This is a genomic window from Exiguobacterium sp. MH3 (genome assembly GCF_000496635.1).
Classification (GTDB): domain Bacteria; phylum Bacillota; class Bacilli; order Exiguobacteriales; family Exiguobacteriaceae; genus Exiguobacterium_A; species Exiguobacterium_A indicum.
In genome coordinates this window covers 449,283-466,672 of the sequence record NC_022794.1, presented here as the reverse complement: position 1 = coordinate 466,672, position 17,390 = coordinate 449,283, and the positions used below count along the sequence as shown (strand labels likewise).

Sequence of the window (17,390 nt, the reverse complement as noted above, 5' to 3'; positions counted from 1 at the left end):
ATAGCCTCATTTCTTATATTCCGAACTTTTGTTCCTATATTTTATCGTGTCGCTGCGACGGTCGCAAGCGCTGCTTTTAAATCCTCATAAATGACGTTCCCGACGACGATCGTATCCGCATACTGCAGCATCTCACGCGCTCGCTCCTCGGAGTCGATTCCTCCACCGTAAAACAGGCGTGCCTGTTTCAAGACATCGCGAACGGCTGCGACTCGTTCCGGTTCTCCGTAAACGCCGCTGTATTCGAGATACACGACCGGTAGACGGAAGACGCTATCCGCTAACTGCGCATAAGCGACGGTCTCATCTAATGTTAGCGGTTTTGCTTGTGTCACACGCGCGACCTTCGCATCAGGATTCAGGACGATATACCCTTCCCCGACAAGATCAGCGTGCGCCAGCATATGACCGACTTGTTCTAACGCCTCGACTTGTTTTTCGACGACGTACTCTAATGTACCGGCATTCAGGACCGTCGGTGTCAGATACGTATCAAATCCCATCGTTGCGGCTTCGAGTTCAGAAATCTCGAGTGCCACTGCGACTGGATACCGTCGCAAACGCATCAAGAGATCAAGCGTCGCATCGAGTGTGATGTCATCCGTTCCACCGACAAGGATCGCATCCGTTCCGGACGTCGCAATCGCCTGCAGGCTAGCATCATCGATTGGTTTTGCTGGATCTAGTTTAAAGACATGTCGCCATTCATTAAAAGGTAATAACACGGTTCGTCCCATCCTCTCTTTCTCATTCCACATTCAGTATAAAACAAAAAACCATCTCGCGCAGGGCGAGATGGTCAGACGTGTGTCCGTCGTTTCGTCAAGATTGACGCCAGTAACAACGCAAAGACCGCATATACCGGCACGAACGCCCACGGCTCTGCCAAAAAGAAGCCGAGTACCGGGACGTCCAGTAACGGTGAATCCGGTGAACAGAGTGCTCGACCGTTGACGAGCGCCAAAAACGGTAAGACAGGAACAGCAAAGATATAGGCGAAGTTGATCCAAAAGGCACGTTTCATAAAAGAGCCTCCTTATCCGATGATGACGGATTCCTTCGGATAGTTATAGTTACGTTTCGGTTGGTTCGCCTTCAAGAGAAGAACGAACGAGATGACACCGATTCGACCGATGAACATCAGCACGGACAACGTCCATTTTCCGATATCCGATAGTTGATCCGTGATGCCGAGCGATAGACCGGTCGTTCCGAACGCCGAACAGGCTTCAAAAAACAGCACGAGGAACGGGGCATCCTCGACAAGCAACAAGACGATCAATCCGACCATCGTCACACCAGTCGAGACGACGATGACGACGAAGGCTTTCCAGATGTCCGACTGACCAATCTCACGACCAAAGATTTTGATGCCGTATTCGCCTCGGATGAAGGCGATGACACTCAAGACGGCGACCGCGAACGTCGTCGTTCGAATCCCCCCACCAACGGAAGACGGTGACGCCCCGATGAACATCAAGAGCGACAGGACGAAAATCGACGCTTGTGAGAAGGAGGTGATGTCGACCGTCGTCAATCCCCCATTTCGGGTCGTGACGGATTGGAACAAGGCGTCGACGAGCTTCTCATCGATCGGTAAACCTTTAAAGGATTGGTTCCATTCAAATAGCAGCAATGCTACCGTTCCGAATAGGACGAGAATGAAGAACGTTGACGCCGTCAATTTTGTAAACAGTGAAAAATGATACGGTTGACGTGTCGCTTGGCGTGTCGCCCGGTACGAGATGTAGCGCCGGACTTCGACGAGTACCGGAAAGCCGATCGCACCAAGCGTCAGCAACAAAATTTGCATGAAGACGACGAACAAATCACCGCGAAACGGTAGTAACGATTCACCCGTGATATCAAAACCGGCATTCGTCGTCGCACTGACCGATCCGAACAGTCCTTGGAGCATCGCTTCACCGAGTGTCGGAAAATATTTCGTATAGTACAGCCCGAGAATCAATGCCCCAATCAATTCAATCGAGACGATGATCAAGATGACTTCGCGAATGTATTTGACGACCCCTTGCATCGTCGTCTGGTTCTGATCTCGGACGACGAGTTGGCGTTCCCGAAAGCCGATTCGTTTTCCGAGAATGACCCACATCGCGATATGAAGCGACATCAAACCAATTCCGCTGACTTGCACTAAAATCATGATCATGAAGTAGCCGAACGTCGTGAAGGTTTCTGAGACCGAGACCGTCGTCAAACCCGTGACACTGACACAACTGACCGCCATGAAGACGAGGTCCGTGAAATCCCAGTTGTAGTCTCCCTTGGTCGACCACGGCAGACCGAGTAGGATGATCCCGATGATGACCGCAACGAAGTAGATGATGACGAGCGACTGGATGGGCGTCAGCCTTCGAATGAAATGTTGAATTCTTTGTTGTAACGCAAAATCCAATATGACACGCCCCCCTTCATAGAAGTAGCGGATAACATTAGTTATCCGCTACTTCTTGCTCGATAAGACCTAGGCGGGCAAGCGCCAGATCATAACCGCCCGAACCGTAGTTCAAGCAACGTTTGACACGCGAGATCGTTGCTGTTGAAGCACCGGTCGCCTTTTCGATTTTGTGATACGTATTGCCTTCACGTAATTGACGTGCGACTTCAAGACGTTGGGCGAGCGCCTGGATTTCGTTGACGGTCGCTAAGTCTTCGAACAACGTATAACAATCTTCTAATGAATCCATCTTCATGATGGCTGTAAATAACTGATCCAATTCTTTTCCACGCAATTTATCGAGTTGCATCTTGTGACTCCCTTTCCCATTCAATTGCTCTTTAATAGTTTAAAGCGCGACGTTTTAAAATTCAAGCATCATCGCAAAATCGCTGGGAAAAGGACTTTTTTCCGAAGGACTTCGTATATTCCCTGCGGCGTGATCCGCACATATGGCAAGTGAGTTGACGCTAGGAATAGCAACGTATAGACAGGATCTTCAAACGCATAACCGCGTTCGAACAAGGCTTCCCGTAGAGCGGTTTCCTGAACAATCAAATCTTCGAGTGGCAAGTCGGACGTCTGCCCCATCAAGGTCAACGGAACTTCAGCGATGACTTCTCCGTCCTCGACGAGAACGATTCCGCCGCCGAACGCTTTCATTCGATCAAACGCGACTTGCATGTCTCGTTTCGATTTACCGATCATCAAGATATCACCGCTAATCGAGTACGAACTGACGAGACCACCGACTTGTGTCGCAAAGTTTTTCAGAACGGTATTCAGTCGCCACTTCCCTTCCCGGTCGAGTAACATCAGGAAGGATTCATCACATCCTGTCGGTAGCACAGGCACACTTGTATCGTGTTCGACTTGATAGAGCTTCATGATGACGGAATTGACCATCTCAAGACCAACCGGCATGCTAAACGAAAAATCCTGTTCCGTTAAGGAAACCTGGACTTCCGAGCGTGGCATGAGCGCATAGACAGCATCAAGCGCTTCTGCCGGGTAACAGGGGATGTCGGCTTGACGGACCCATGTGCCGCGCGCAAGTACGGCGACAGGTGTCGGTGCATCTTTTGCCTCAAGGAAATTGAGATGCGCGATTCGTCCTGGTGCGATACTCCCGAGTAGATGATCGAGATTAAAATGACGCGCTGCATTGTACGACGCGATCCGGTACGCTTCTTCGACCGGGATGCCTGCCTCGAGCATCAATCGGATCGTCTCATCCATCATGCCTGCCTTATAAAAGGACGGCGTTGAACCATCTGTCGTCACGAGCACCTTATCGAACTGCGTCAACCCTGCTTCGACGAGACCTTTAAAGATATCCGGTAGATCTGGACGAATCGATGAATAACGAATTGTCGTCGTATAGCCAAGTTCAAGACGTGTCATCGCTTCTTCGACCGTCATCGCTTCGTGATCGCTCGTCACGCCATACAGCGCCATCTTCGTCAGCGTCTTCGCTGAAGCACCAGGGAAATGACCTTCGATCGGTTTTCCGAGTTTGATCGCATCCTGCATCCAATGGAGCAATTCATCGTCCCCTTGCGAGAGACGTGGCCATCCCGTCAACTCACCTGCTTGGATGACTTGTGGATGCTTGAGCCACGCTTGAATCCGGCGATTATCGATCGAGATACTGTCGGCATCAAGCTCGGTTTGTGCGTCGAGTCGTGCCCACCAGTACATCGAGGTCGGTAAGTCTGCTAGCGCCTCAACTTGAGCAAACGCTTGCTCCGTCGGCTCTAATAATAACAACATATTGTCGTTGACGAGCGTCGATGTTCCCCGCTCTGCTGCGAATTTTGCAAGACTCGCTGGATTGTAAAGTTGGAACGGATGGGCATGGGGTTCAATGTAACCGGGTACGATATATTGACCTGTCGCATCATGGTACGCATCGGCTTGTTCCGGCATCTCTGGACCGACATAGACGATCCGGTCGCCACTAATCCAGATGTTCGCCGTCCGCCATGCTTTGACACCATGATTCAGGTAAGTGGCATTCTGTATGACAAGTGTCGGTGCAAGCTTTCCGCTGATGACCGCTTGGTGTGTTCGTACTTCAGATTTCGTCCAAGGGGATCTTCCACAATTTTTTTTCACGAAAGCTCGACCTCCTTTGTTTTATTGAAAACGCTTTCTTATAGTTCTTATACTAAAATGTTGCTAAGTAAGTTTCAAGAAGTTTTGCCCCGTTCCGGATTCATTTGGTCAAAATAACACAAATTCGCCATGGAAGACAAATCTTTTCGTGCACTTCGCCAAGAAACAAAAAACCAGACGAGGCTCCTTCGAGCACGTCTGGTTCAGATATCATGATTCATGCGAGGCACGAAAGGCTTTTTGAGCAATATCAGTTCGGTAAAAGAATGGCTGATCCGTCACGTCTGGTAAGTTTGCATAGACCTGTTCGACAGCCTGCTCGATTGTCTCGGCACGGCTGACACACACGAGGACACGTCCACCAGCTGAGACAAGTTGATCGTTTCGTCCTGCCGTTCCGGCATGAAAAACGAGAAGATCATCCCCGATCTGGTCAAGTGGAATCACTTGTTCCGTTTTTGGCGCTTCCGGATATCCTTCTGCTGCGACGACGACACCGACAGCTGCTTGATCCGTCCAAACGACTTCTGGTGTCTGTCCGTCCATCAGCGGCATGATGACATCAAGCAACGGCGTCTCTAAGCGCGGGAGAATGACTTCTGTCTCCGGATCACCGAACCGAGCATTGAACTCGATGACGAACGGTCCTTGTTTCGTCAGCATCAGACCGGCATAGAGGAAGCCGGTGAACGGAATCCCTTCGCTTGCCATCTGATCGACAAGCGGCTGAATGATGCGATCAACAGCTTCTGTCGTCAACGCCGCTTCGTCCCACTGAGGTAGCGGAGAATACGCGCCCATTCCTCCTGTGTTCGGACCTAAGTCACCGTCAAACGCCCGTTTATGATCTTGCGACAATACCATTGGAATGACCGTCTCTTCGTGAACGAATGCCATCAACGAACACTCTTCTCCGATCAGGCATTCTTCGATGACGACGCGGCTTTGTTGACCGTATTCTCCGGCAAACGTATCGTGGATTGCAACAAGCGCCTGGTCCACGGTTTCTGCGACCGTGACTCCTTTTCCGGCAGCAAGTCCATCGGCTTTGATGACGATCGGTGCACCCGCTTTGCGAACATACGCCTCTGCATCTGCTGCTGAAGTAAAGACGGCGTGAGCAGCGGTCGGAATACCGGCACGCTCCATCAATTCTTTCGCGAACTGCTTACTTCCTTCGATCGCCGCCGCTTCCCGTGTTGGTCCGAAGATTTGCAGTCCCGCTGCCTGAAAGGCGTTAACGACTCCGAGAACAAGTGGTCCTTCTGGTCCGACGATCGTCCAATCGATCTGTTCGTCTTGTGCGAACGTCACGAGTTCATCGATAGCATCTTCGGCGATCGGAACACATGTGGCTTGTGTCATCCCGGCATTCCCAGGCGCAGCATACACGGTCTCGATCCGTTCATCCTGTGCCAGCTTCCAGACGAGCGCGTGTTCACGCCCTCCTTTACCAATCACCAATACCTTCATTCAAATCGCCTCCGCTTAGTGTTTGAAATGTCGAACGTTCGTAAAGACCATCGTAATGCCATGTTTGTTACACGCATCGATTGACTCTTGGTCGCGAATCGAGCCGCCTGGTTGGATAATTGCTGTAATGCCAGCTGCTGCTGCCGCTTCGACCGTATCACCCATTGGGAAGAAGGCATCGGAAGCAAGGGACGCGCCAACTGCTTTTTCTCCGGCTTGCGTAATCGCGATGTTCGCTGAACCAACACGGTTCATCTGTCCTGCACCAACGCCGACCGTTACTTCGTCTTTCGCGAGAACGATCGCATTCGACTTGACGTGTTTGACGGCGCGCCATGCGAGTTTCAAGTCCTCCCATTCCGCCGCTGTCGGTTTGCGGTCTGTCACGACGCGTGCTGCTGCATCATCGAGCGTCTCATCGTCACTGTCTTGGACGAGCATGCCGCCAGCGACTGCCGTATAACGGATCGCTTGGACACGCTTGACGTCGAGTTCAAGCAGACGGATGTTCTTTTTTGCTGACAACAAGGCGAATGCTTCTTCCGTGAAGGATGGAGCGATGATGATCTCAAGGAAGATGCCGCTTAATTGTTCTGCTGTCTCTAAATCGACTTCACGGTTCAAGGCGACGATGCCACCGAAGATCGACACTGGATCGGCTGCATGAGCGCGGCGGAATGCCTCTCCGATCGTTGGACCGACGGCCACACCACATGGGTTCATGTGTTTAACGACGACGGCTGCTGCTTCGCGGAACTCATCGAGAATTTCAAGTGCGGCGTTCGCATCTTGAATGTTGTTATACGACAACTCTTTACCGTGCAATTGTTTCGCTGAAGCGAGGGAAGCTCCACGGTAAATCGGTGTTTTATAGAAGGCTGCTTCTTGGTGTGGATTTTCTCCGTAACGGAGATCTTGGACTTTCTCAAGCGTGATCGTCAACTGATCGGGGAACTTTTCACCTGTTTGCGTCAAGAAATAATCCGCGATCAACGCATCGTACGCCGCTGTATGCCGAAAGGCTTTCGCCGCAAGACGTTGACGTGTCTCAAACATCGTACCGCCTTCACGAATCTCAGCAACGACCGTTTCGTAATCAGCTGGGTCGACGACGACCGTGACAGCTGCGTGGTTTTTCGCTGCTGAACGCAACATGCTTGGTCCACCGATATCGATGTTCTCGATCGCATCGGCATAGGCGACGTCTTCTTGTAAGACCGTCTGCTTGAACGGATACAGATTGACGACGACGAAATCAATCGGTTGAATCTGTTGCGCAGCCATCTGCTCACGATGGGATTCAAGGTCACGACGACCGAGTAATCCACCATGAACCATTGGATGGAGCGTCTTGACACGCCCATCGAGCATTTCTGGGAATTGTGTGACTTCACTGATACCAATGACCGGAAGCCCAGCTTCCTCTAATGCTTGATGTGTTCCGCCTGTCGAGACGAGCTCGATCCCTGCTTCATGGAACGCTCGTCCTAATTCGACGATTCCTGTTTTATCCGACACACTAATTAACGCTCTCATACGTTTGCCTCCTCTTTCATCCACTCTTCGATGACTTGCGGATACAGTCTATGTTCGACACGCTGAATCGCTTGTTGCAATGTTTCACGCGTCATCTCTTCTGTAATCCGGACGGCTTCTTGGGCCATGATCGGTCCTGTGTCCATGCCTTCATCGACTATATGAATTGTAACACCTGTGATTTTAACTCCGCCACGAAATGCTTGTCCGATCGCATCTTTTCCCGGGAAGGCCGGAAGTAGCGACGGGTGGATGTTGACGATCCGCCCTGCGTATCGTCCGAGCAACTCTTCCCCGATCAATCGCATGTAGCCGGCGAGAATGATCCGTTCGACGCCTTTCGCTTCAAGACGGGCAATGATCTCCCGCTCAAAACTCGGTTTATCCGGATAGTCCTTCGCCCGAAAGACGAAGACGTCACATCCGCGTCGTTTCGCCCGTTCGATGACTGCTGCGTCCGGTTGATCGCAGACGATCAGTTCGATCGAGGCATGTAACGTTCCTGCCTCGATTGCTTCAAAAAGTGCTTCGACATTACTACCGCTTCCTGATGCAAAACAGGCGATCTTCATGCGTCGACTCCTTGAATCCGGACACCTTCTTGATCGGTCACCTGACCAATCACGTACGCTGTCTCATTTTCACGAGCGAGGCGTGCTGTCACTTCCGCGACATCTTCCGGTTTGACGATCAACATGAAACCGATCCCCATGTTGAAGACATTATACATATCATGTCGTGGCAAATCACCCGCTTGCTCGAGCCAGTCGAAGACTGGTAACGTCGGCCACTTTTTCGGATCGAACGATGCGCCGAGCCCTTCCGGTAAGACGCGTGGTACGTTCTCGTAGAATCCACCACCCGTAATATGGACCATCGCTTGGATCTTTTCCGTCTCAAGGGCTGCTTTGACTGCTTCGACGTAGATACGTGTTGGCATGAGGAGCGCATTTCCGAGCGTATGACCGAGCATCATGACTTCATCTTCGTAGCGGAGTCCACTGTCGGCGACGATTTTACGGACGAGTGAGAACCCGTTCGAATGGACGCCAGACGAAGCGAGACCGAGAATGACATCTCCTGCTGCGACGTTATCACCTGTGATTAATTTTTGTTTCTCGACGGCACCGACGGCGAACCCGGCGATATCATATTCGCCGTCCGCATACATCCCTGGCATTTCCGCTGTTTCGCCGCCGATTAACGTACATCCCGCCTGGACGCAACCTTCTGCGACACCTGCGACGATCCGTTCGATCTTCGCCGGAATCGCCTGACCGAGCGCGATATAATCAAGGAAATAAAGTGGTTCCGCGCCTTGGACGATGATATCGTTCACACACATCGCGACACAGTCGATCCCGATCGTATCGTGTTGTTCCAGTGCGAAAGCGAGCTTGAGTTTCGTACCGACACCATCTGTCCCACTGACAAGGATCGGTTCTTTCAACTGCAATTGGCTGAGGTCGAACATCGCACCAAAGCTACCGAGTCCCGTCAATACTTCTTTGCGCATCGAACGGGCGACGTGTTTTTTCATTCGGGTGACTGACTCATATCCTGCTGTCAGACTCACACCTGCTGCTTCGTAATGTTTGCTCATGTTCTTCCCCCATCTATCAAAGTTTAGCTTCTAACTCGAGCGAACCGAGCGGTGTCGGATACTCTCCTGTGAAGCAAGCGGTACATTGTCCTTTTAACGGTCCATCGAACGGGCGATCGATCGCATCGACCATGCCCGGTACAGTTAAGAATTCAAGGGAATCCGCACCGATTTCCTGACGGATTTCTTCCGGCATCAACCGAGCAGAGATCAGTTCTTCCTTCGATGAAGTATCAATCCCGTAATAACATGGATTCGTAATCGGTGGTGCCGTGATGCGGACGTGCACTTCCGTCGCACCCGCTTCACGTAACAAACCGACGATGCGACGACTCGTCGTTCCCCGGACGATTGAATCATCGACCATGATGACACGCTTTCCTTGTACGACGCCGCGTAGCGCGGACAACTTCATTTTGACCCCACGTTCCCGTAACTCCTGTGACGGCTGGATGAACGTCCGTCCGACATACCGGTTCTTGATCAATCCCATTTCATATGGAATACCGCTCGCTTCCGCGTAGCCAATCGCTGCCGAGATACTTGAATCCGGCACCCCGGTAACGACATCTGCTTCGACCGGTGCTTCTTCATACATCTTTTTCCCGAGTGCTTTGCGAGCCGTATGGACGTTGACGCCATCAATGATTGAATCTGGGCGCGAGAAGTAGATGTATTCCATCGAACACATTGCTCGTTCACGTGGTTCCATGTATTGACGAGACGACATGCCGTGTTCTGTGATCGTTACGAGCTCCCCTGGCTCGATATCACGAATGAACTCCGCGCCGACGATATCAAAGGCACATGTTTCTGACGCGAATACGATGCCGCCGTCTGGTGTCTTCCCAAGTGACAGTGGACGCAGTCCGTGTGGATCAACTGCTACGAATAACGTTTCTTCCGTTAAGAAAAGGAAGGCGAACGCCCCAACGAGACGCGCGAGACTGTCGGCAATCCGGTCTTCGAGTGTGTCGAGCTTACTGCGTTTGACGAGATGGGCGACGACTTCCGTATCACTCGTCGTCTGAAAGATGGCACCCTCTGCTTCTAACAGGTGCTTCAGTGAATCCGCGTTGACGAGGTTTCCGTTATGTGCGAGAGCAAGATCTCCCGTCCGCGATTTGAAATGCAGCGGTTGAGTGTTCTCAAGCGTGTTTCCTCCTGCTGTCGAATACCGGACATGTCCGATTGCATGATGTCCTTTCAGATTCGTCAGTGTCTCTTCCGAAAAGACTTCCGTTACGAGTCCTTGCCCGCGATGTGGGAAGAGGTCGTCACCGTCACTCGTGACGATGCCTGCCCCTTCTTGTCCCCGGTGTTGCAAGCTATGCAAGCCGTAATAAGCAAGTTGCGCCGCATTCGGTTGTCCGAAGATCCCGAAGACGCCACACTCCTCATTTAGTCCTTTGATGTCATATAACACGCGATTGCTCCTTCCCAGTCTCCCTGTAAGGTCGAACGGTCTGCTTCGATCCGTGTCTCTGCCGTTTCGATGACGAGAAGCTCATCGTTCGTAACGACACCGATCGCTTGAGCACCAGTCCGTTGTTCGAATGCTGTGACGTGCGCTTGTGGCACCGTAACGATGAAGCGTGATTGCGATTCGCTGAACAGGTGTAAGGTCGGTCCGTCGAACTGAACCGTCAACCCGAGGTTCGTCCCAAACGTCATCTCAGCGAGAGCGATGGCAAGACCACCTTCTGATACATCATGCATCGCATTGACTTCACCTGCTTGTACTGCCTGCTGTAACAATTGTAAGCGTGCGTGTTCGACGGCTAAATCGATCTGTGGTGCGCGACCGAATGATTTACCGAATTGCATATATTGAAGTTCACTGCCGCCAAACTCGGCTGTTGTTTCTCCTAATAGATAAATCTGGTCACCAGCTTGTTTGACGTGTTGTGTCGTGATCCATTCGGTTTGCTCGTGTAATCCAACCATTCCGACGACCGGTGTCGGGTGAACCGCTTGACCGGCTGACTCGTTGTAGAGTGAGACGTTTCCACCGATGACAGGTGTCTCAAGGACACGACATGCTTCTGCCATACCGGCTGTTGCTTGTTGCAACTGCCAGAAGCCTTCTGGTTTATCCGGATTTCCGAAGTTCAGACAATCCGTGATGGCGAGTGGTGTCGCCCCACTCGCGACGATATTACGTGCTGCTTCTGCTACCGCAATCTGTCCACCGACGTATGGATCCAAGTAGACGAAACGGCTGTTACAGTCGGTCGTCATCGCGAGCGCTTTGTTCGTGCCGCGGACACGAATGACGGCTGCGTCTGATCCTGGTGCGACGACGGTCGATGTCTGGACCATATGATCGTACTGATCGTAGACCCAGCGTTTTGAAGCGATCGTCGGCTGACGGAGTAACGCCCGCCATGTCTCAACGACATCTTCGACGACTGGAAGCGTCTCTTCCATCGCTTGGAATTCTTCATAATACGCAGGAACGCGGGATGGTTTTTCGTAGACTGGTGCTTCTTCTGCTAACGCATCAACCGGAACTTCTGCGACGATATCCCCATGATGGATCAAACGTAAGACTTTCTCTTCAATGACTTCTCCAACGTGAACGGCATGGAGTCCCCATTTGCTGACGATTGCTTCGATCTCTGCTTCGCGACCACGCTTGACGACGAGTAACATCCGCTCCTGTGATTCCGAGAGCATCATTTCGTAGGCAGTCATCCCTGTTTCTCGTTGCGGGACGTCATCGAGGTGCATCTCGATGCCCATGCCTGCTTTTGAAGCCATCTCTGCTGAAGACGATGTCAGTCCGGCAGCACCCATGTCCTGCATTCCGACGAGTGCCGGATGCCCGACGATTTCAAGACAAGCTTCAATCAATAACTTCTCCATGAATGGATCACCGACTTGAACAGCCGGACGTTTTGCTTCCGTATCCTCTCCGAGATCCTCAGAGGCAAACGTCGCACCATGGATCCCGTCGCGTCCAGTAGCTGCACCGACGTACATGACCGAGTTCCCGACACCTTTTGCCTGACCTTTTTGAATATCGGCATGGTTGATTAAACCGATACACATCGCGTTGACGAGTGGATTGCCTTCATACGAGCGATCAAATCCGATTTCGCCACCGATCGTTGGAATACCGACACAGTTGCCGTAACCGGCGATTCCGGCGACGACTTGTTCGAACAATTGATTGACACGTGGTGTACCGAGATGACCGAAACGGAGCGAGTTCATGAGTGCGACCGGTCGTGCGCCCATCGAGAAGATGTCACGAATGATTCCGCCGACGCCTGTCGCAGCCCCTTGATACGGTTCAACAGCGGATGGATGGTTGTGGCTTTCGATCTTAAAGACGACTGCCTGCTCATCGCCGATATCAACGACACCTGCACCTTCCCCTGGTCCTTGTAAGACACGTGGTCCAGTCGTCGGGAATTGACGGAGGACAGGTTTAGATGTCTTGTATGAACAATGCTCGGACCACATGACTGAGAACAATCCTGTTTCCGTATAGTTCGGTTGGCGTCCGAGTAAATCGACGACCATCTGGTATTCTGTATCACTCAAGCCCATCGTGGCATAGACGCGTTGCTCTTGAATCAATTCTGGTGTTGGTTCAGACTGTTGTTTTAGCATGGTGTGCCCCCTGTTTGACGAGTGAAGTAAAGAGTTTTAGTCCATCTGTTCCGCCGGTCAAGAGTTCGACCGCTCGTTCCGGGTGTGGCATCATCCCAAGAACGTTGCCGGCTTTGTTCGTGATTCCGGCGATATCGCCGCGCGAGCCGTTCGGATTGTCGACATATGTGAAGGCGATTTGTCCGTTCGTTTGCAGCATCGCGTAAGTCGCATCGTCGCAGTGGTAGTTTCCTTCACCATGCGCGATCGGAATCGAGATCGTCTCGCCTGGCAGGTAATCCGATGTAAAACGTGTCTTTGTATTCTCAACCTTTAGTTCAACCGTCCGGCACATGAACTTCAAGCCGTTGTTTCGGTGCAAGACACCTGGTAAGAGTCCCGCTTCGACAAGGATCTGGAATCCGTTACATACCCCGAGGACCGTTTTCCCTTCTGCCGCAAAACGTTTGACTTCTTCCATGATCGGTGAGAAGCGCGCGATCGCGCCGCAACGAAGGTAATCTCCGTAGGAGAATCCGCCCGGTAACAGGACGCCGTCGTAGCCTTCAAGTGATGTTTCGGTATGGAAGACGTATTCAGCTTCTTCTCCGAGAGCATCCTTGACCGCATGGTACATATCTAAATCACAGTTCGATCCCGGAAAGACGATGACCGCGAACTTCATGCTGGCGTCACCTCTTCGATCGTAATCTGGTAATCTTCCATCACCGTGTTGACGAGTAGTTTTTGACACATCTCATGAATCATCGCTTCTGTCGTTTCCGTTTCAACGAGCAGTTCAATCTGTTTTCCGATTCGGACACTCTCGACACCCGTAAAACCAAGCTGTTGCAATCCGCCTTTTACAGCAACTCCTTGTGGATCTAAAATGCTTTCCCGTAATGCGATCGATACGATGACTTTTTTCATTGTGTGTTTCCTCCTAGGCGATTGAATAGTGTTTGGTAGGTCTCTGTCAGTGAACCGATGTTGCGGCGGAAGACATCTTTATCGAGATGTTCTCCAGTTGCTTGATCCCACAAACGGCATGTATCTGGTGAAATCTCATCAGCTAGTAGAATCGTTCCGTCTGCCATCTTTCCGTATTCCAGTTTAAAATCAATCAACGTGATTCCGTTTTGACGGAAGTAAGGTTGCAAGACTTCATTCACGCGAAGTGCCTTGTCCGACAACTGTTTCAACTCTTCAGAAGTCGCAATCTTCAGTAAATTGATGTGTGATGAGGTGACGAGTGGATCGCCTAACGTATCATCTTTATAGTAGAACTCAACGATTGGTGTTTCGAGTACCGTACCTTCTTCGATACCGAGCCGTTTACTCAAGCTTCCCGCGACGACGTTTCTGACGACGACTTCGAGTGGAATGATGGTGACACGACGTACGAGCTGTTCGCGCTCCGAGACACGTTCAATGAAATGTGTCGGAATGCCCGCTTGTTCGAGGATTTCAAAGAAATGACTCGTCAACCGGTTGTTCAATTCGCCTTTTCCAGCAAAGACTTCTTTTTTCTCGCCGTTGAATGCCGTGGCCTCGTCTTTATAGACGATCCGGAGCACATCCTGCTCCTGCGTCGTGTACAATCGTTTTGCTTTTCCTTCATAAAGTGGTTGCATCGCTTTCGTCCCCCATGATCCTAAGATGTAGACGGGGCAAGTGCCCCGTCTCAGGTTGATTAGTTCAAGCCACACCGTTCAAAGATTTCATCGACACGACTCGTATGATACGTCGGATCGAAACACGCATCGAGCTCTTCTTCTGTGAAAAGCTGTTGAATGTCCTGTTCTTGCCACAATAAGTCACGGAACATGATTTGTTCTTCCCACGCCTGCATCGCACGCGGTTGAACGAAATCATACGCTGCTTCACGCGACCAGCCTTTTTCGATTAAAGCGAGTAAGACATGTCCAGAGAAGATGACACCAAACGTCCGGTCCATGTTCCGCTTCATGTTGTCCGGGAAGACTGTCAAGTTCTTCACGATGTTTCCGAAACGGTTCAACATATAGTTGAGTAGTCCTGTCGCATCCGGAAGAATGATGCGTTCGGCCGAAGAATGCGAGATATCCCGTTCGTGCCAGAGTGAGACGTTCTCGTACGCCGTCACCATGTGTCCACGGATGACTCGGGCAAGACCTGTCATGTTCTCTGAACCGATTGGATTCCGCTTGTGCGGCATCGCCGATGATCCTTTTTGACCTTTAGCGAAGAATTCTTCGACTTCACGTGTTTCCGTCTTTTGCAGACCCCGGATTTCCGTTGCCATCTTTTCGATCGATGTCGCGATCAAAGCAAGCGTCGACATATAGTGTGCATGACGATCACGTTGTAACGTTTGCGTGGAGACCGGAGCTGGTTTTGTTCCTAACTTTTCGCAGACATACTTTTCAATGAACGGATCGATGTTCGCGAATGTTCCGACGGCACCCGACATCTTGCCGTATTCGACCGTCTCACGCGCTGCTTCGAAACGAACTTTATTCCGCTTCATCTCTTCATACCAAAGCGCTAGTTTCAGACCGAACGTCGTCGGTTCTGCATGTACGCCATGTGTGCGTCCCATCATGACCGTATATTTATGTTCGTTCGCTTTGACTTTTAAGATTTCGATGAACCGATCAAGATCCGCAGCAAGAATGTCGTTTGCTTGCTTCAACAGATACGAGAGTGCTGTATCGACGACGTCCGTTGACGTGAGTCCGTAATGGACCCACTTGCGTTCTTCTCCAAGTGTTTCAGAGACAGCGCGCGTAAAAGCGATGACATCATGACGTGTCTCTTGCTCGATTTCAAGGATGCGGTTGACATCAAATGAGGCATTGTCCCAAAGCAACTGGACGTCCTCTTTCGGGATGACCCCTAGTTCACTCCATGCTTCACACGCAAGGATCTCGACTTTTAACCAAGCCTCGAATTTGTTTTGTTCGGTCCAGATCGCTTTCATCTCAGGACGTGTATACCGTTCGATCATTGAACTGTCTCCTTCCATATCGACAGGCGTTCGACTTCTGCCAAAGCATCGTCGACGGTATCCGCAAGAATGTTCAAATGGCCCATCTTGCGTCCTGTCTTGGCTTCTGCTTTTCCATATAAGTGAACTTTCGTCCGAGCGTTTAGTCTCGGTAGTTCCTCGTATAATGCTGTGACATGCTGACCCAGGATGTTCGCCATGACGACCGGTGTCGTCAGACGGGTATCACCGAGTGGGAGACCACTGATGGCACGGATATGTTGCTCGAACTGGGATGTTTCGCAAGCATCAATCGAATAGTGACCCGAATTGTGTGGTCGGGGTGCTAGTTCATTGACGATTAGTCGAGAACCAACGACAAACAACTCGATGGCCAGTGTACCGATCAGCCCGACGGCATCCGCGATCGATTCAGCGAGCGCAATTGCTTCTTGTTCGAGCGATTCAGAAATGCGTGCCGGTACAATCGATAGATGCAAAATGTTCTCTTGGTGAATGTTCTCACTGACTGGGAAGACACGTGTTTCTGTTGCGCTTCGAGTGACGATGACGGAAATTTCCTGATCAAACGGTAACCACTGCTCCGCAACATACTCTGTCGGTTCGAATCGTTCGATTGCCGCTTGGAACTGTTCTTCCGTCCGGATGACGGTCTGTCCTTTTCCGTCATAGCCGAATCGTGCTGTCTTCAAGACGAACGGTAACTCGAGTCGCTGTTTTGCTTCCTCTAAGTCAGAAGGATGCGTCACCGGATAGTACGGAGCGACAGAGTGTCCAATGCGTTCAATCATCTCTTTTTCCCGTACCCGATGTTGCGTTTGAAAAAGGAGATCCGTTCCATGAATCAGTTTCGTCCCGATTGCTTCAGCGACTTCCGTTGAGATGTTCTCAAATTCGTAGGTGACGACATCTGATTCAGCTGCGAGCTGTTTGGCTGCCTCGACATCCGTGAAGGGAGCTTGGATATGTTGATCCGCCACTTGCGCACATGGTGCGTTGTCTGTTGGGTCGAGTGTCAAAATCTCAAAGCCCATCTCACGCGCCGACAGAGCCATCATTCGACCAAGTTGACCGCCGCCTAATATCCCGATTCGTTTCATAGCAGGTTCCCTCCAGATGCAATGACGTCTCCTTCTAGTTCGACTCGCATATGATCGAGCTTGCGGGCAAGTCGTTCATCTTGAATCGAGAGAATTTGAGCAGCTAGCAATCCGCCGTTTTTTGCGCCTGCTTCTCCGATGGCAACCGTTGCGACCGGTACGCCACCTGGCATTTGAACGATCGAGAGCAAGGAATCAATTCCTTGGAGCGCTCTACTCTTCACAGGAACACCGATGACGGGTAATGTCGTTTTAGCAGCGACCATGCCCGGTAGATGAGCAGCACCGCCTGCACCGGCAATGATGACCTTCAGTCCTCGTTCACGTGCTGATTCAGCATAACGAAACATTAGATCCGGTGTCCGGTGTGCGGAAACGACTTTCTTTTCGTATGGAATCTCAAGTTGCTCCAACACATCACATGTATGTTTCATCGTTTCCCAATCCGATTGACTTCCCATGATGACGCCGACTTCTACATTTCCCATCGCTGTTTCCTCCTTTGTGCATAAA

General features: G+C 51.1%; 17 protein-coding genes. All 17 read right to left on the bottom strand.

Annotated elements, in window-relative coordinates; all coding sequences use genetic code 11:
• Positions 1 to 41: 41 nt before the first annotated feature.
• A complete protein-coding gene (locus U719_RS02385; protein ID WP_023467081.1) occupies positions 42 to 737 on the bottom strand; it encodes a heptaprenylglyceryl phosphate synthase in 696 nt (231 codons plus the stop codon).
• 62 nt (positions 738 to 799) lie between these two features.
• Positions 800 to 1,024: a hypothetical protein gene (locus tag U719_RS02380; protein ID WP_023467080.1), complete on the bottom strand. Its 225-nt coding sequence runs from the start codon at positions 1,022 to 1,024 to the stop codon at positions 800 to 802.
• Positions 1,025 to 1,036: 12 nt separating this feature from the next.
• Positions 1,037 to 2,416 (bottom strand): TrkH family potassium uptake protein, encoded by a 1,380-nt coding sequence (locus U719_RS02375; protein ID WP_023467079.1) that lies wholly within the window; start codon positions 2,414 to 2,416, stop codon positions 1,037 to 1,039.
• 37 nt (positions 2,417 to 2,453) lie between these two features.
• A complete protein-coding gene (locus U719_RS02370) occupies positions 2,454 to 2,768 on the bottom strand; it encodes a YerC/YecD family TrpR-related protein (RefSeq protein WP_023467078.1) in 315 nt (104 codons plus the stop codon).
• A gap of 68 nt (positions 2,769 to 2,836) precedes the next feature.
• The gene (locus tag U719_RS02365) at positions 2,837 to 4,576 is read right to left on the bottom strand and encodes an adenine deaminase C-terminal domain-containing protein (RefSeq protein WP_023467077.1); all 1,740 of its coding nucleotides are present in this window, start codon (positions 4,574 to 4,576) and stop codon (positions 2,837 to 2,839) included.
• Positions 4,577 to 4,786: 210 nt separating this feature from the next.
• Positions 4,787 to 6,049, bottom strand: coding sequence for a phosphoribosylamine--glycine ligase (gene purD, locus U719_RS02360; RefSeq protein ID WP_023467075.1), 1,263 nt, complete (start codon positions 6,047 to 6,049; stop codon positions 4,787 to 4,789).
• Positions 6,050 to 6,064: 15 nt separating this feature from the next.
• A complete protein-coding gene (gene purH, locus U719_RS02355) occupies positions 6,065 to 7,585 on the bottom strand; it encodes a bifunctional phosphoribosylaminoimidazolecarboxamide formyltransferase/IMP cyclohydrolase (RefSeq protein WP_023467074.1) in 1,521 nt (506 codons plus the stop codon).
• Complete coding sequence (purN, locus tag U719_RS02350) at positions 7,582 to 8,157, bottom strand: phosphoribosylglycinamide formyltransferase (RefSeq protein ID WP_023467073.1); 576 nt, start codon at positions 8,155 to 8,157, stop codon at positions 7,582 to 7,584. Before purN ends, purH begins: the two co-directional genes overlap by 4 nt.
• Complete coding sequence (purM, locus tag U719_RS02345; RefSeq protein WP_023467072.1) at positions 8,154 to 9,188, bottom strand: phosphoribosylformylglycinamidine cyclo-ligase; 1,035 nt, start codon at positions 9,186 to 9,188, stop codon at positions 8,154 to 8,156. Before purM ends, purN begins: the two co-directional genes overlap by 4 nt.
• 16 nt (positions 9,189 to 9,204) lie before the next feature.
• Positions 9,205 to 10,614, bottom strand: a complete 1,410-nt coding sequence (gene purF / locus U719_RS02340; RefSeq protein WP_023469885.1) for an amidophosphoribosyltransferase — start codon at positions 10,612 to 10,614, stop codon at positions 9,205 to 9,207.
• Positions 10,590 to 12,809: a phosphoribosylformylglycinamidine synthase subunit PurL gene (gene purL / locus U719_RS02335; protein WP_023467071.1), complete on the bottom strand. Its 2,220-nt coding sequence runs from the start codon at positions 12,807 to 12,809 to the stop codon at positions 10,590 to 10,592. Before purL ends, purF begins: the two co-directional genes overlap by 25 nt.
• Positions 12,790 to 13,473, bottom strand: coding sequence for a phosphoribosylformylglycinamidine synthase subunit PurQ (gene purQ, locus U719_RS02330; RefSeq protein ID WP_023467070.1), 684 nt, complete (start codon positions 13,471 to 13,473; stop codon positions 12,790 to 12,792). The genes purL and purQ overlap by 20 nt, the downstream gene beginning before the upstream one ends.
• Complete coding sequence (gene purS / locus U719_RS02325; RefSeq protein ID WP_023467069.1) at positions 13,470 to 13,718, bottom strand: phosphoribosylformylglycinamidine synthase subunit PurS; 249 nt, start codon at positions 13,716 to 13,718, stop codon at positions 13,470 to 13,472. The genes purQ and purS overlap by 4 nt, the downstream gene beginning before the upstream one ends.
• Positions 13,715 to 14,422 carry a phosphoribosylaminoimidazolesuccinocarboxamide synthase gene (gene purC / locus U719_RS02320; RefSeq protein WP_023467068.1) on the bottom strand — a complete coding sequence of 236 codons (708 nt, stop codon included), beginning with the start codon at positions 14,420 to 14,422 and terminating at the stop codon, positions 13,715 to 13,717. Before purC ends, purS begins: the two co-directional genes overlap by 4 nt.
• 59 nt (positions 14,423 to 14,481) lie before the next feature.
• Complete coding sequence (gene purB, locus U719_RS02315; protein ID WP_023467067.1) at positions 14,482 to 15,777, bottom strand: adenylosuccinate lyase; 1,296 nt, start codon at positions 15,775 to 15,777, stop codon at positions 14,482 to 14,484.
• A complete protein-coding gene (gene purK / locus U719_RS02310) occupies positions 15,774 to 16,877 on the bottom strand; it encodes a 5-(carboxyamino)imidazole ribonucleotide synthase (RefSeq protein ID WP_023467066.1) in 1,104 nt (367 codons plus the stop codon). The genes purB and purK overlap by 4 nt, the downstream gene beginning before the upstream one ends.
• Positions 16,874 to 17,365, bottom strand: coding sequence for a 5-(carboxyamino)imidazole ribonucleotide mutase (gene purE / locus U719_RS02305; protein WP_023467065.1), 492 nt, complete (start codon positions 17,363 to 17,365; stop codon positions 16,874 to 16,876). The genes purK and purE overlap by 4 nt, the downstream gene beginning before the upstream one ends.
• Between the last annotated feature and the right edge of the window lie 25 nt (positions 17,366 to 17,390).

Coding starts and splice junctions, on each gene's coding strand:
- U719_RS02385 (WP_023467081.1), bottom strand. CDS start 737: ATGGGACGAACCGTGTTATTACCTTTTAATGAATGGCGACATGTCTTT.
- U719_RS02380 (WP_023467080.1), bottom strand. CDS start 1,024: ATGAAACGTGCCTTTTGGATCAACTTCGCCTATATCTTTGCTGTTCCT.
- U719_RS02370 (WP_023467078.1), bottom strand. CDS start 2,768: ATGCAACTCGATAAATTGCGTGGAAAAGAATTGGATCAGTTATTTACA.
- purD (WP_023467075.1), bottom strand. CDS start 6,049: ATGAAGGTATTGGTGATTGGTAAAGGAGGGCGTGAACACGCGCTCGTC.
- purH (WP_023467074.1), bottom strand. CDS start 7,585: ATGAGAGCGTTAATTAGTGTGTCGGATAAAACAGGAATCGTCGAATTA.
- purN (WP_023467073.1), bottom strand. CDS start 8,157: ATGAAGATCGCCTGTTTTGCATCAGGAAGCGGTAGTAATGTCGAAGCA.
- purM (WP_023467072.1), bottom strand. CDS start 9,188: ATGAGCAAACATTACGAAGCAGCAGGTGTGAGTCTGACAGCAGGATAT.
- purL (WP_023467071.1), bottom strand. CDS start 12,809: ATGCTAAAACAACAGTCTGAACCAACACCAGAATTGATTCAAGAGCAA.
- purQ (WP_023467070.1), bottom strand. CDS start 13,473: ATGAAGTTCGCGGTCATCGTCTTTCCGGGATCGAACTGTGATTTAGAT.
- purS (WP_023467069.1), bottom strand. CDS start 13,718: ATGAAAAAAGTCATCGTATCGATCGCATTACGGGAAAGCATTTTAGAT.
- purC (WP_023467068.1), bottom strand. CDS start 14,422: ATGCAACCACTTTATGAAGGAAAAGCAAAACGATTGTACACGACGCAG.
- purB (WP_023467067.1), bottom strand. CDS start 15,777: ATGATCGAACGGTATACACGTCCTGAGATGAAAGCGATCTGGACCGAA.
- purK (WP_023467066.1), bottom strand. CDS start 16,877: ATGAAACGAATCGGGATATTAGGCGGCGGTCAACTTGGTCGAATGATG.
- purE (WP_023467065.1), bottom strand. CDS start 17,365: ATGGGAAATGTAGAAGTCGGCGTCATCATGGGAAGTCAATCGGATTGG.